Here is a 15,331-nt window from a genome sequence, read left to right on the forward strand (position 1 = left end):
TATGCAGGAACTGATAGAAAAAATTGCTGCTGCTGAAGATGAAGTATGGTATAGCCGGGTGCTGAAGAATCACCCGGCTTCCTGTGAACTGTCAGAAGAGGAAGAAAAGGAAATTCTGTTTTATTCCATGGAAGCGGCAGAAACATACGCATCAGAGTTTAAGGAACGCTATGGAAATGTTTCCGGTGTTTCTCTTGCCGGTGCAATGGGATTATCCATAAAACGGACAACAGAAGAACTGAGAAGACCATTTTTATATATGGGAATATTTGAGCCGGAAGAAGGTACTGTCATGTTAAATGACAGTACCTTAAATGCAATAAAAGATTTTATAAAAGAAAATGATATATCGGAGATAATCCGGACTGAAGTACTGGAAGAGGTAGTCCTGTTCCATGAAATTTTCCACTGGATCGAAGAAAACACGCCGGGGATTTATACCCGAAGTAAAATGTTAAAAAGACCGGTATGGAATCTGTTTCCCAGGTCCAGAGGCCTTGACGGGGCAGGAGAGGTGGGAGCCATTCATTTTTCCAAAATAATGAGTGGGCTGCCCTATTCTCCCTGCCTGTATGAAATGTGTTTATTAATTAAGACGGGTGTTTGTTCTATTGATTTTTTCTCATCTATCCTATAAAATGAAATATGATTATTTTATTGTTGGAAAATGACGATTATAGAAAAAATATGGTCAATAATAAAAGGAGGTTCAATGTTGGAATTATATAAAGGAACCATAGCTTCCGCCAGTGGCCAGGAGGAGGCTTCCCGTCAGGGAGAAAGCACAGATAACAATGCGTATCAGCTTCTTCGTGAGAAAATCCTGGATCTTCATTTAAGGCCGGGAATTAACTTAAGTATCAGGGATATTTGTGATTTATTAAACATTGGGCGAACTCCGGTCAGAGATGCGCTCATCAGGCTTGAACAGGAAGATCTGGTGACCCTTCTCCCTCAGAGAGGAACAAGGGTGTCCAAGATAGATTTAGATAGAGTGGAACAGGAACGTTTTCTAAGGCTTGCCGTTGAAGAGGAGGTTATGAAGCTGTTTATGGCATGCCATACACCTACGGACTTAGTGGAATTACAGAACAACCTGATGGAACAGAAAGCCTTTGCCGAGATGGGCAATGGGGATGTTAGGAAGTTTTTGCATATGGATGATGAGTTCCATAAAATATTTTACCGGGTAACAGACCGACTTTTCAGTTTTCAGACCATCAATAACGTTGGAGGCCATTTCAGGAGAATACGGCTGCTTAGCTGCCGGGAAGCGCAAAACATAAAAGAGATCGTTGCCCAGCATGAGGAGATTATACTCGCTCTGCAGACAAGGGATACCAAAGAATTGCTGTACGTGCTGCAAAAGCACCTTTTTAAATTGGACAGGGACAAAAAAGAGTTGATTAAAAAGTACCCCAGCCTGTTTAAGAGAAACATCAATGAAGATTACGTGAATATTCCATGGACCGATGATTTCTTTGAAACATTTCAGTCCTTTCTATAGGGGAGAGATGGAAAACCGGCTTATGAACTAGAGGCTGGTAATAAAGTGTCTGAATCCGGGAAAAACTAAAGTAAAAATTATTGACAATTAACACTTCCCGTGTTAGAGTTTTTTTAAACCTATGAGGAAGAGCAAGTACCATTGTACTTACCACACAGAGAGCTGCAGGCGGTGGGATTGTGGCAGGGAAAGGCAGTTGGGAATGGGCTTCTGAGGGCGAACTGAATAGTAAGTAGGTGAGCCGGAGAGTAAACTCCGTTAAGAAAGTCAGCATATGTCAGTATGCGTGAGAGGATGCACCAGATGCATCAAGCCGGGTGGCACCGCAGGAGTTATGACGATTCATACTCTTGTCCCTGCAATAATTTATTGTGAGGGATAAGAGTATTTTTTATTTTAAAAATCTACTTATCCCGGAAGGAAGTATGCCCAAAGTCCATGGTCAGGAAAGAGGAGACATACCATTATGCCCATAAACCGTGGGCAGGAAAGAGGAAAGGAGATTTTTATATGAGTGAAAACAAGATTCCCTACAAAATTTATCTGGAAGAAAGCGAGATGCCCAAAGAGTGGTACAACGTACGTGCCGACATGAAGAATAAGCCGGCTCCCCTTTTAAATCCCGGAACCTTACAGCCAATGTCAGAAGAGGAACTTGGAACTGTATTTTGTAAGGAGCTGGTAAAACAAGAGCTGGATAATGATAATCGTTTTATAGAAATTCCGCAAAAAATACTTGACTTTTATAAAATGTACCGTCCGGCCCCATTGGTAAGAGCATACTGCCTGGAAGAGAAGCTTAAGACTCCGGCTAAGATTTATTACAAATTTGAAGGCAATAATACAAGCGGAAGCCATAAGCTGAACTCTGCTATTGCTCAGGCTTATTACGCAAAGGAGCAGGGGTTAAAGGGAGTGACCACTGAGACCGGGGCAGGGCAGTGGGGGACGGCTCTTTCCATGGCATGCTCTTACCTGGAGCTGGACTGCAAGGTCTATATGGTAAAGTGTTCCTACGAACAAAAACCCTTCCGCAGAGAAGTAATGCGCACGTATGGAGCAAGCGTGACCCCATCTCCGTCTGAGGAAACAGAGGTAGGGAGGAAGATCCTGGCTGAGCATCCCGGAACCACAGGAAGTCTGGGTTGTGCCATTTCTGAGGCGGTGGAAGTGGCAACGCACACAGAGGGGTATCGATATGTGCTGGGAAGCGTCTTGAACCAGGTGCTGCTGCATCAGTCGGTGATCGGAATGGAAGCCAAGATTGCAATGGATAAATACGGAATCAAGCCTGATATCATTATCGGATGTGCAGGCGGCGGCTCCAATCTGGGAGGACTCATATCTCCGTTTATGGGTGAAAAACTCAGGGGCGAAGCAGATTACCGGTTTATTGCAGTAGAACCCGCATCCTGCCCAAGCCTGACACGAGGCGTTTTTGCTTATGATTTTTGTGATACCGGAATGGTTTGTCCGCTGGCAAAAATGTATACTCTGGGAAGTGGGTTTATTCCGTCAGCAAACCATGCAGGAGGCCTGCGGTATCATGGGATGAGTTCCACCTTGTCACAGCTATATCATGACGGATACATGGAAGCGCGTTCTGTAGAGCAGACAGCAGTGTTTGAGGCAGCAGAACAGTTTGCAAGAGTAGAAGGAATCCTTCCGGCGCCGGAAAGCAGTCATGCGATTAAAGCGGCAATCGATGAGGCTTTGAAATGCAAAGAGACAGGAGAAGAAAAGACGATTCTCTTTGGCCTTACAGGTACAGGATATTTTGATATGATGGCATATGAAAAATTCCATGACGGAGTGATGACAGACTATATTCCAACGGATGATGATTTAAAGGTTGGATTTGACGGAATTCCAAGATTCCCGGGTAATATGGAATAAAACCCCGTTTGTGAGAGATAAAGGCGGCTGGCAGAAGAAGACATGTACTGTTTTTCTTTCGCCGGCCGCCTTTTACTGGATTCTCATAAAATCTTCTGGTACATCCATATCTGATTTCGCTATAATTTCAGTGACAGTTGTAGAAATCCCCATATTGTGGTATGCTATAAAGGAATTATGCCCAGAATTTACCTGGTTTTAAAAAGTTTAGAATGGAGGCTGGCATATGGCGTTAATTTTTTGGCTGGTGGCCGTTTCCTGCATTATTTATTATGTTGTGATCATTCTTTATTCAGGCCTGACCACATCTCTTTCTTTTATATGGCTTGTATTTGCTGCCATATGCATATTGCTGCCGATGGGATGGGAATCCTATGTAAAACATAAGGATAAGGTTCCCTTATGGATTCCGGTTTCGGTGATTACCATGTGCTGTACCGGAATTCTCATATTTCTGGTGGTGGAAATCCTGGTATTTACGGGAGTCGCTGCCCGGGATACTTCCAACCTGGACTATGTCATTGTATTAGGAGCCAGGGTAAAAGAAACAGGAATCAGTAATTCCCTGAAAAAACGGCTGGATAAAGCCATGGAGTACTTAGATGACAATCCATCTACGATTCTGGTGCTGTCCGGCGGCCAGGGTGATGACGAACCTGTCAGTGAAGCTGCAGCCATGCGGGATTATCTGGTCTTTAACGGAGTAAAAGAGGAACAGCTGATCTTAGAGACACGCTCCACCAGCACGGTTGAGAATATTGCATACAGCCGTGTGGCCATTGAAGCAGACCAGGCGGAGAGGAAAGCCCGCCGTCTGGATCAACCGATTTTCATGGAGCCAGGAACCTTTGAAGAGGTGCCGGATAAGCCCATTAAAATTGGAGTACTCACCAGTGATTTTCATGTATTTCGTGCGTTGCAGATTGGGAAAAAATGGGGAATACCGGATATCTATGGCATATCCTGCGGATCTGACCCCATTCTTTTCGTACACTTTTGCGTTAGAGAATGCGCAGCCATATTAAAAGACAAATTAGTGGGCAATATGTAATTACACGCTAGCAATGAGCAGTGCGAAATAGGACAGGAGAAGATTTACGTTGTGCTTGCACATAAGTAAATCTTGTCATGGCCTATTTCATAGGGCGAATGCCCGTGGGCAAGCGAATCTTCCAGATTCGCTTGCTGCACTGCGGACTTACGTATAATAAGAACATGCAGGAGGAAAAAGACACAGAATGAATCAGTTTAAAAACCTTGCAGCCTATGAGGTTGTAGAAGAAAAGGAAATAAAAGAGATCAATGCATCCGGATGTGTACTCCGCCATAAAAAAAGCGGAGCCAGGCTGTTCCTCGTATCCTGTGATGATGAGAACAAAGTATTTTCCATCGGATTCCGTACCCCTCCGTCAGACAGCACCGGTGTTGCCCACATTCTGGAGCACAGCGTGCTCTGCGGATCAGACAAATTTCCGGTGAAAGACCCATTTGTCGAACTGGTAAAGGGTTCCCTTAACACCTTCCTGAATGCAATGACCTACCCGGATAAAACGGTATACCCGGTAGCCAGCTGCAATGAAAAGGATTTCCAGAATTTGATGAACGTGTACCTGGATGCCGTACTGCATCCCAATATTTACAGGGAACCGAAGATCTTCATGCAAGAAGGCTGGCATTATGAACTGGAAAGCCCGGAATCTGCTCTGATTTACAATGGAGTAGTATATAACGAAATGAAGGGAGCATTTTCTTCCCCGGAAGAAGTTCTGGACCGCTATACCAGGAAAACTCTTTTCCCGGATAACTGCTACGGTCAGGAGTCAGGCGGAGATCCTGCATTTATTCCGGATCTGACCTATGAAGATTTTCTGGCTTTTCATAAGAGATATTATCATCCCTCCAACAGCTATATTTACCTGTATGGAGATATGAACATGGAAGAAAAACTCGTATGGCTTGATAAAGAATACCTAAGCCAATACGATGAAATATCAATCGATTCCAGTATTCCAAGACAAAAACCATTCTTAAATCCGGTAGAGGGAGAGACGTTCTATTCCATTACCGAAGGAGAGTCCGAAGAAAATGCCACTTATCTTTCCATCAGTACAGCCGTGGGAACAGACTTAGATCCCAGGCTTTATATTGCATTCCAGATTCTGGAATACACCCTTTTGGATGCGCCGGGTGCACCCTTAAAGCAGGCTTTAATTGATGCCGGGATCGGCCAGGACATTTTAGGCGGATACGACAGCGGCATATTACAGCCCTATTTTACCATCATTGCAAAAAATGCAAACAAGGAGCAGAGAGGAGAATTTCTCGCCGTTGTAAAAGGTACTTTAAGAAAGCTTGCAGATGAAGGCATCAACAGGAAGAGTCTGAAAGCAGGAATGAACTATTACGAATTCCGTTACCGGGAAGCGGATTACGGTTCAGCACCAAAGGGCCTGATGTATGGGCTTCAATGCATGGACAGCTGGCTCTATGACGGAGATCCGATGATGCACTTAGAATACCAGGATACCTTTGATTATCTGAAAAAGGTGGTAGATGACGGATATTTTGAACAGCTCATCAGAGAATACCTTCTGGACAATCCTTTTGAGGCCATCTTAACCGTAAGCCCCAAAAAGAACTTAACGGCAATGGAGGATGAGAAGGAAGCGAAGAAGCTGGCCGCATACAAAGCTTCCCTTTCAGAAGAAGAGCTTCGGGAACTTGCAGAACAGACCCGTGCTTTAAAAGAATACCAGGAAGCCCCATCTCCCCAGGAGATGCTGGAGATGATTCCCATGCTTACGAGAGAGGATATAAGCAGGGAAGCAGAGGAAATCATATGGGAAGAAAAATCAGCTCATGGCGTTAAGGTGATCCATCATGAGATGCCTACCTCCGGAATCGGGTATTTAAAGGTTCTGTTCGATACTTCCGCAGTTCCTGTCGAGGATCTGCCATACGTTGGATTTTTAAAATCCCTGCTTGGCTATGTAAATACAGAAAACTTCACCTATGGGGACTTAACCAGTGAGATCCATTTAAACAGCGGCGGTGTCAGCTTTAGCGTATCCTCTTATCCAGACTTAAAAAATAACGGAGAATTTAAAGGCTTTTTTATGGCAAGTGCCAGAGTGCTTTATGAGAAGCTGGACTTTGGCTTCTCGATTCTTGGCGAGATCCTGACCCGTTCTATTTTAGATGATGAAAAACGGGTAGGCGAAGTCATCAGTGAAACCAGGTCAAGAGCCAGAATGAAGCTGGAAGGTTCCTGCCATTCAGCAGCCGTGGCCAGGGCTACTTCTTACTATTCCGCCACTTCTTCATTTAACGATTTAACCGGCGGAATCGGATACTATGAATTTTTAGAGAATCTGGAAAAGGAATATCCTACCCGCAAGAAGGAGATCATTGCCCGCTTAAAAGCGGTCATGGAAAAGATCTTCACTTCCAAAAACATGCTGGTCAGCTATACGGCAGATGAAGAAGGATATAAGTTACTTCCCGAGGCTCTTAAAAAGCTCACAGACTTGCTGCCTGAAGGAGAAGGAACCCGCTATCCCTTTGCTTTTTCACCTGGAAACAGAAACGAAGGCTTCAGCACGGCTTCCCAGGTCAATTATGTGGCCAGATGCGGAACCTTTGCGGGCAGCGGCCAGGAATATACCGGTGCTCTTAAAATATTGAAAGTCATTTTAAGCTATGATTACCTGTGGATTAATTTAAGAGTCAAAGGAGGAGCCTATGGCTGCATGAGCGGATTCGGCCGTTCAGGAGAAGGGTACTTTACCTCCTACCGGGATCCAAACGTAAGAGAAACAAATCAGATCTATGACGGAGTCGTGGATTATTTAGAGAGCTTTCAGGCAACGGACCGTGATATGACAAAGTATGTCATCGGTACCATCAGCGACATGGATGTGCCGTACCCTCCGTCTACCAGAGGAAACCGCGGCCTTTCCGCCTATTTATCCGGAGTTGACCGGGAAATGATGGAAAAAGAACGGGAAGAAGTATTAAACGCCACTCAGGAAGATATCCGCAATCTGGCATCTCTTGTAAACGCCGTTTTAAATACAGGAAGTCTCTGCGTCATTGGAAATGAAGAAAAAATCGAAGCGGATAAGGATCTGTTTGGAGAAACCAAGAACCTGTTCCACTCATAATACAAAGCCTTACAGGCATACCTTAATGTCCAAAAAACGTGGACACGAAAGAGGAAAGGAAACCCCTATATGGAAAACAACTATAAATCAGGCTTTGTTACCCTGATCGGACGTCCCAATGTTGGAAAGTCCACCCTGATGAACCATCTCATCGGCCAGAAGATCGCTATAACTTCCGATAAGCCCCAGACAACCAGAAACCGGATCCAGACCGTGTATACGGATGAGAGAGGACAGATCATCTTCCTTGATACCCCCGGAATTCATAAGGCAAAAAACAAGCTGGGCGAATATATGGTAAGCGTAGCGGAGCGTACCTTAAAGGAAGTGGATGTAGTGCTTTGGCTGGTAGAACCGACTACCTACATCGGGGCCGGGGAGCAGCATATTGCAGAGCAGTTAAACCAGGTAAAAACGCCTGTGATCCTTGTCATTAATAAAATTGACACAGTGAAAAACCAGGAGGATATCTTAACCTTTATAAGCGCTTATAAAGATGTCTGCCAGTTTGCTGAGATCGTGCCTGTTTCCGCTCTAAAGGACAAAAATACAGACCTGATGCTGGAACTCATCTACAAATATCTTCCAAAGGGGCCTCAGTATTACGATGAGGATACGGTAACAGACCAGCCCATGCGTCAGATTTCAGCGGAGCTTATCAGGGAAAAAGCCCTTCGTCTTTTAAATGATGAGATTCCCCACGGGATCGCGGTTACGATTGAAAAGATGAAGGAGCGGGATAACGGCATCATGGATATTGAAGCCGAAATTATCTGCGAGCGGGAATCCCACAAGGGGATCATCATTGGAAAAGGCGGTTCCATGCTGAAAAAGATCGGAAGCTCTGCCCGCAGGGAAATAGAAGCTCTGATGGATACAAAAGTAAATTTACAGCTTTGGGTCAAGGTCCGGAAAGAATGGCGTGACAGCGAGCTGTATATGAAGAATTATGGATATAATGAAAAAGACATATAAAAGTGGTGGTGGGAATTGAGGGAAGTTGAAACCATGACGGGGATGGTAATAAAAGTGTCCCCGGTTGGAGAAATGGATAAGCGCCTTGTGATACTCACCAGGGAAAGAGGAAAGATCACCGCATTTGCCAGAGGGGCCAGAAGACCGGGGAGTCCATTCATGGGGGTAAGCCGCCCCTTTGCCTTCGGGCAGTTTTCCCTATATGAGGGCAGGGATTCCTATACCCTTCGGTCGGCGGAGATCACCAATTATTTTGAAGCATTATCCCTGGATGTAGAAGGAACCTGCTATGGATCTTATTTTCTGGAACTGGCTGATTATTACGCCAGGGAGAATATGGACGGAACAGGTCTTTTAAAGCTACTATACCAGTCCATACGGGCGCTTTTAAAACCAGCTCTGAAAAATGAGCTGGTACAAAGGATATTTGAACTGAAAGCAATGGTGTTAAACGGAGAATACACAGAAACCCCTCCCTGCCCTGTCAGTGATTCAGCAAGCTATGCATGGGAATATGTGATCGCCTCACCGGCAGAGCATCTATACACCTTTACTTTAACAGATCCGGTACTGGAGGAATTTGTCCGCTGTGTAGAGATCAATAAGAAGCGCTATGTGGACAGGGAATTTCATTCCCTGGAGATTTTACACACCATGACTGGATGGAAAGTATTGAAATGACGGGTGGGGTTTGGTATAATGTTCAGGAATGCTATGAGCAGTGCGAATCAGGGCACGAGAAAATTTTCGTTGTGCTTGCACATAAGAAAATTTTCTCGTGCCCTGATTCATAGGGCGAATGCCCGTGAGCCCGTGAAGCCTGCGGCTTCACGGGCTGCACTGCGGACTTACGTGCTGCACCGCGGCTACACGTGCTGCACTATTACGTGCACACCTACCCTCATACACCAATTCACACCAACACTTCAGTTTACTATGCACCCGAATCCGCGTAACAACGAATTCAATGCAGGAGGGAAATGGATGAAAAAAAAGAAAGCCTTTCTGGCTGCCATTCTAGCTGCCGGTATGCTGACAGGCTGCTTAGGCAGGAGCGGCGGCGGCACCTTGAATGCGGAGAGCAGCAGAATTTATGTAACGGAAGAAGGAACCCTTCAGACCGCCACGGTGGAGACCTATGCGGAACAGGATTATTATCATGCAGAAGAATTGAAAACCTATCTGGAAGAAGCTGTTTCCGGATATAACGAGACCCATGGTCAGGGATCGGTAACCCTGGATTCCTGCACAATGGAAAACGGAAATGCCAAGATGGTTTTCCGCTATGCATCAGGAAGTGACTTAGCAGGCTTTGCCTCACAATATGAGGACAAAGAAAACCAGGTGGATTCCATCACTGTGACCCGTTTGTCCGAAGTACTGGGGCAGATCGAGTCAGAAGGAGTGGCGTTTGTAAAAGCCTCTGATGGAAAACCGGCAGAAAAAAAAGCTTTGTCCAACAAAGGGGATAGCTTTGCCATCGTTGTGGAGACACCCAGCCCGGTGACAATACAAACCCAGGGAAGGCTTTTATTTGTTTCCAAGAATGCAGTTATAAAAGATCGCTATACCGTACAGACAGCAAAAGGGAAAAATTACATCATTTTTAAATAAGAGAGGTTAAGATCATGGAAAAGACAATGGAAAAGATTGTGGGACTTGCAAAATCAAGAGGATTTGTATATCCTGGCTCCGAAATTTACGGCGGCCTTGCAAATACCTGGGATTACGGCAACTTAGGCGTAGAACTGAAGAACAATGTAAAAAAAGCATGGTGGCAGAAATTTATTCAGGAAAGCCCATATAACGTAGGCGTAGACTGTGCCATCCTGATGAACTCCCAGACCTGGGTTGCTTCCGGACATTTAGGCGGCTTTTCCGACCCGCTGATGGACTGCAAGGCATGTAAGGAGCGTTTCCGTGCAGATAAACTGATAGAAGATTATATGGCTGAGAATAATATCACCATCGAAGGCTCTGTTGATGCCTGGTCCCAGGAAGAGATGAAGAGCTATATTGATGAGAAAAACATCTGCTGCCCAAGCTGCGGTAAGCATGATTTTACAGATATCCGTCAGTTTAACCTGATGTTCAAAACCTTCCAGGGAGTAACAGAAGATGCCAAAAATACCGTATACTTAAGACCAGAGACAGCACAGGGTATTTTCGTAAACTTCAAAAACGTACAGAGAACCTCCCGTAAGAAGATACCATTCGGTATCGGACAGGTAGGTAAATCCTTCCGTAACGAGATCACTCCAGGAAACTTCACTTTCCGTACCAGAGAATTTGAGCAGATGGAGCTGGAGTTTTTCTGTGAGCCGGATACAGATCTGGAATGGTTTGCATACTGGAAAGAATTCTGCATCAACTGGCTGCAGACCCTGGGAATCAAAGAAGACGAGATGCGTGTCAGGGATCATGAGAAGGAAGAACTTTCTTTCTACAGTAAGGCAACCTCTGATATTGAATTCCTGTTCCCATTCGGCTGGGGCGAGTTGTGGGGAATTGCAGACAGGACCGATTACGACTTAAACCAGCACCAGAATACGTCCGGACAGGATATGACATATTTTGACGACGAAAAGAAAGAGCGGTACATTCCCTATGTAGTAGAGCCGTCTTTAGGAGCTGACCGTGTGACCCTTGCATTCCTTTGTGCTGCATACGATGAAGAAGAGATCGCAGAAGGAGATGTACGTACAGTGCTTCATTTCCATCCTGCCATTGCACCTGTTAAGATCGGCGTTCTGCCTCTTTCCAAGAAGCTGAATGAAGGCGCAGAAAAGGTATATGAAGAGCTTTGCAAATATTATAACTGTGAATTCGATGACAGAGGCAACATCGGAAAGCGTTATAGAAGACAGGATGAGATCGGTACTCCATTCTGCGTTACTTATGATTTTGATTCAGAAGAAGATTTCGCCGTAACCGTCCGTGACCGTGATACCATGGAGCAGGTAAGAGTTCCCATTGCAGAGCTGAAGAGCTACTTTGAGGATAAGTTCCGTTTCTAAACATGGTCCTGTTTATTTAGCAGGCATCAGTTCATAAAATAAAAAAGAAGGAGAAAGAGGCATTTGCCTCTTTCTCCTTCTTTTTATCTCTGTCTCTTATTTCTGTCTTTTAACTCAGTCTCTTGCCTCTATCTTTCATCTCAGTCTCTTATCTCTACTTTCTACCTTCTACCTCTGCCCCTTATCATAAGGAATACCCTCTGCCTTAGGAGCCTGAGAGTTTCTGGAAGTGAAGATCAGCACGATCAAGGTAATAATATAAGGCACCATCTTATAGAAGTAACTTGGAATGCCCATTGCGCTTAAGAATGGGATTCCGGAATAGGCTGATGCGATAGCCTTCATGAGCCCGAAGAAAAGGGAGGCAAACATGATATTGACCGGCTTCCACTGGCCGAAGATCAATACAGCCAGAGCCAGGAAACCGTATCCGGCTACGTCTGCGTTAAAGTTGGTGGAGGTGGGAACTACAAAGACCAGTCCTCCAAGTCCGCCAAGGGCGCCGGAGATCATAACGCCTGCATACTGCATCCGGTATACATTAATACCGGCGGAATCGGCTGCCTGGGGATGCTCTCCGCAGGACCGGAGCCTTAAACCAAACCGGGTTTTATAAAGAACAATGGTTGAAAGCAAAAAGATTGCAATGCCTATATATGTGGTGATATAAGCGTTCTGGAACAGGAGAGGACCGAAAAACGGAACCTTTCCCAATATCGGAACGGATGAAATGCGGAAGGTGTTGTTAAACTGAACCTGCTGTACTCCCTGAATAACACGGGCCACGAAGATGGCAAAAGCGGGGGCGAACATGTTTAATGCCGTACCGCTGATTACCTGATTGGACTTCATGTTAATGGAAGCGTAGGCGTGGAACAGGGAAAATACCATACCGGTTGCCATGGAGATTAACACCGCAATAATGAGCTGGAGCTGTCCGTTCATGGAGCCGCCTGTAAAATGAATGAACAGGATTCCTGTAAAGGCACCCATGGTCATGATTCCTTCCAAAGCAATGTTGATGATTCCGCTTCGCTCAGAGAACATGGCTCCCAAAGCTACGATCATGAGAGGAATCATGAAATACATGGTCTGCTGAAAAATAAAATAAATTACGCTCATGATTTCGTTCCTCCTTCCTTAGCTGCTTCTGCTTTTTCGCCTTTCTGCCTGTGAATTTTAGAAAGAATGATCTTTACCATAAGAGCAAAGGCGCTGAAATATATGATAACTGCAACGATAATATCAATGATTTCCGTTGAAAATTCAAACAGCTGCAAGTAAAATCCCCCGGCCGTTAAGTATGCGATAAAGATGCCGGAGAAGAGTACTCCGATGGGGTTGCTTAAGCCCAGCAAAGCAACGGAAATGCCGGTAAAGCCTTCCGATGCCAGCACATCTTTGATTTCAATGTGCTTTCCGGTACCTGCCAGATACAAGAGTCCGCCTGCAAGTCCTGCAATGGCTCCTGCGATTACCATGGATAAAATAATGCTCTTTTTTTCATTGATACCTGCGTATTTGCTGGCATCCCGGTTAAAGCCCACAGCCTTTAATTCATAGCCGAAGGTTGTCTTGTTAAGAAGGAGCCAGATTACGATCACCGTAAGGATTGCAATGAGGATACCGCCGTTAACGCTGGAACCTGGGAATATCTTATCAAGTCCCATCTTTGGAATGTTGGCTGTTGCTGCCACATTCCGGGATTCATTTCGCAGGTTATTAAATAAGGGCTTATAACTCTTCACGATCCAGTTAACCAGATACATGCCGATGTAGTTCATCATAATAGAAGCAATTACTTCGTTTACGTTAAAATATGCCTTTAAAAGTCCAGGTACAAGGCCCCACACAGCGCCTAAGATGACGCTAGCAAGAAGGGCGACGATCCAGTGAGCCGGCCCTAAGGATGTCCAGAGGATTCCCACATAGACAGCGCCAAACCCTCCCATGATAAACTGGCCGGGAGTTCCGATGTTGAAAAGCCCTGTCTTGAAGGCAAACCCCACAGAAAGACCGGTGAGGATAATGGGAGTTGCATAATAAAATACCTGTCCGACACCCTTGGCTCCATGGGTAAAAGCTCCTGATAAAATCGTTGCAAATCCAGGAAGAGCCTGCTTCGGATTGCAGAGGAACAGAATGATCAGGCCTACGATCAATCCAAGCACAATGGCAAAAATGGAAGAAAGAATTCCTGTATGGTCCTTTATTTGTTTCGGTTTCATGATTTGCCACCTTCTTTCTTTGCGCCTGCCATATAAAGACCCAATTCCTGAACCGTAACGTTCTTAGGGTTTAGGTCGGCTACGATTCCGCCTTCAAACATGACCAGAATCCGGTCGCTTAAATTCATGACTTCGTCTAATTCCAGGGATACTAAGAGAATGGCGGCACCCGCATCTCTTTGCTTTATCAACTGGCGGTGAATGTATTCAATGGCTCCTACGTCTAAGCCACGGGTGGGCTGAACTGCCAGAAGGATATCGGGAGCCTTGGAGATCTCTCTTGCTACAATAGCCTTTTGCTGGTTTCCGCCGGACATGCTGCGGGCTGTGGTAAAGGAGCCTTCACTGCTTCTTATATCATAATCCTGGATCAGCTTTTCCGCATATTCATAGATCTTGTCATTTTTTAAGAAAGTATTGCTTTGGAAGTCCTTTTCAAAATACTGCTGAAGAACCAGGTTGTAGGCCAGGTTATAATCCAGGACAAGGCCGTGTTTGTGCCGGTCCTCCGGTATGTGGGACAAACCATGGGTATTTTTGTAACGGATGCTCTTTTTCGTCACGTCTTCCCCATTGATGGTAACGGTACCGGTGCTCATATCGGAAATGCCGGTAATGGCATGGATAAGCTCTGTCTGGCCATTGCCGTCGATGCCGGCGATACAGACGATCTCACCTCTTTTTACCTTGAAAGAGACATCATGGACCATCTTTTTTGTCTGGCCCTCTCTTTTGGCCTCCACTGAAAGATCCTTTACTTCCAGCACAACTTCTCCGGGCTTGGAAGGATTCTTGTCAACGGTCAGATTTACCTTTCGGCCAACCATCATCTCTGACATCTCTTCAGGTGTTGTTTCTGCTACCTCTACCGTTCCAATATATTTACCGCGGCGCAGGACAGAACAGCGGTCCGCAACCGCCTTGATTTCATTGAGCTTGTGGGTGATAAACAGGATGGACTTTCCTTCCTTTACCAGATCTTTCATGATCTGCATCAGTTCCTCAATTTCCTGAGGAGTAAGAACCGCAGTGGGTTCGTCAAAAATCATGATTTCGTTGTCGCGATAAAGCATTTTTAAAATCTCGACCCTTTGCTGCATGCCAACGGTAATGTCCGATATGATCGCATCCGGGTCCACGAATAATTTGTATTTCTCGCTTAAATCCATAACCTTTTTACGGGCATCATCCATCTTTAAAAACCCGCGTTTCGTCGTTTCAATGCCCAGAACAATATTCTGAAGTACGGTAAAATTCTCTACCAGCTTAAAATGCTGATGAACCATGCCAATACCCAGAGCATTGGCATCCAGCGGCCCTGTTATCTTTTCTTCATTGCCTCTGACCTTAATGACGCCTTTTTCCGGCTGGTACAGGCCGAATAAGACACTCATGAGCGTGGATTTTCCCGCGCCGTTCTCACCAAGCAGAGCAAGTATCTCGCCTTTCTTTAATTGCAGAGTGATGTCATCATTGGCGATGATACCAGGAAATTCTTTCGTGATGTGAAGCATCTCAATAATGTAGTCCATAAAATCCCCCTTA

General features: G+C 45.2%; 12 protein-coding genes. 9 read left to right on the forward strand and 3 right to left on the reverse strand.

The genetic code is table 11. From position 1 onward, the window contains the following. Position 1 precedes the first annotated feature (1 nt). From BMX69_RS00345 to BMX69_RS00385, 9 genes are all read left to right on the forward strand, one after another. Complete coding sequence (locus tag BMX69_RS00345) at positions 2-637, forward strand: hypothetical protein (RefSeq protein WP_100041220.1); 636 nt, start codon at positions 2-4, stop codon at positions 635-637. A 75-nt stretch (positions 638-712) separates the two neighbouring features. Continuing rightward, positions 713-1,507 carry a GntR family transcriptional regulator gene (locus BMX69_RS00350; protein WP_160117901.1) on the forward strand — a complete coding sequence of 265 codons (795 nt, stop codon included), beginning with the start codon at positions 713-715 and terminating at the stop codon, positions 1,505-1,507. A gap of 510 nt (positions 1,508-2,017) precedes the next feature. Next, positions 2,018-3,403, forward strand: coding sequence for a TrpB-like pyridoxal phosphate-dependent enzyme (locus BMX69_RS00355; RefSeq protein WP_100043731.1), 1,386 nt, complete (start codon positions 2,018-2,020; stop codon positions 3,401-3,403). A gap of 226 nt (positions 3,404-3,629) precedes the next feature. Then, the gene (locus BMX69_RS00360; RefSeq protein WP_100041222.1) at positions 3,630-4,454 is read left to right on the forward strand and encodes a YdcF family protein; all 825 of its coding nucleotides are present in this window, start codon (positions 3,630-3,632) and stop codon (positions 4,452-4,454) included. 187 nt (positions 4,455-4,641) lie between these two features. Next, positions 4,642-7,566, forward strand: coding sequence for an insulinase family protein (locus tag BMX69_RS00365; RefSeq protein WP_100041223.1), 2,925 nt, complete (start codon positions 4,642-4,644; stop codon positions 7,564-7,566). Positions 7,567-7,635: 69 nt separating this feature from the next. After that, positions 7,636-8,541: a GTPase Era gene (gene era / locus BMX69_RS00370; RefSeq protein ID WP_100041224.1), complete on the forward strand. Its 906-nt coding sequence runs from the start codon at positions 7,636-7,638 to the stop codon at positions 8,539-8,541. 15 nt (positions 8,542-8,556) lie between these two features. Next, the gene (recO, locus tag BMX69_RS00375) at positions 8,557-9,222 is read left to right on the forward strand and encodes a DNA repair protein RecO (protein WP_054790633.1); all 666 of its coding nucleotides are present in this window, start codon (positions 8,557-8,559) and stop codon (positions 9,220-9,222) included. Between the two features lie 303 nt (positions 9,223-9,525). Further along, positions 9,526-10,155 carry a hypothetical protein gene (locus BMX69_RS00380; RefSeq protein WP_054790634.1) on the forward strand — a complete coding sequence of 210 codons (630 nt, stop codon included), beginning with the start codon at positions 9,526-9,528 and terminating at the stop codon, positions 10,153-10,155. A gap of 14 nt (positions 10,156-10,169) precedes the next feature. Then, a complete protein-coding gene (locus BMX69_RS00385; protein ID WP_025231588.1) occupies positions 10,170-11,558 on the forward strand; it encodes a glycine--tRNA ligase in 1,389 nt (462 codons plus the stop codon). Between the two features lie 168 nt (positions 11,559-11,726). Here the strand turns inward: BMX69_RS00385 and BMX69_RS00390 are convergent, their stop codons facing one another. From BMX69_RS00390 to BMX69_RS00400, 3 genes are read right to left on the reverse strand one after another with little or no spacing between them, the layout of a single operon-like run. Then, positions 11,727-12,680 (reverse strand): ABC transporter permease, encoded by a 954-nt coding sequence (locus BMX69_RS00390; protein ID WP_100041225.1) that lies wholly within the window; start codon positions 12,678-12,680, stop codon positions 11,727-11,729. Continuing rightward, positions 12,677-13,786 (reverse strand): ABC transporter permease, encoded by a 1,110-nt coding sequence (locus BMX69_RS00395; protein ID WP_092240233.1) that lies wholly within the window; start codon positions 13,784-13,786, stop codon positions 12,677-12,679. The genes BMX69_RS00390 and BMX69_RS00395 overlap by 4 nt, the downstream gene beginning before the upstream one ends. Then, complete coding sequence (locus BMX69_RS00400; RefSeq protein ID WP_100041226.1) at positions 13,783-15,318, reverse strand: ABC transporter ATP-binding protein; 1,536 nt, start codon at positions 15,316-15,318, stop codon at positions 13,783-13,785. Before BMX69_RS00400 ends, BMX69_RS00395 begins: the two co-directional genes overlap by 4 nt. Positions 15,319-15,331 lie beyond the last annotated feature (13 nt).

This window comes from Lacrimispora sphenoides JCM 1415, assembly GCF_900105615.1.
Lineage (GTDB): Bacteria > Bacillota > Clostridia > Lachnospirales > Lachnospiraceae > Lacrimispora > Lacrimispora sphenoides.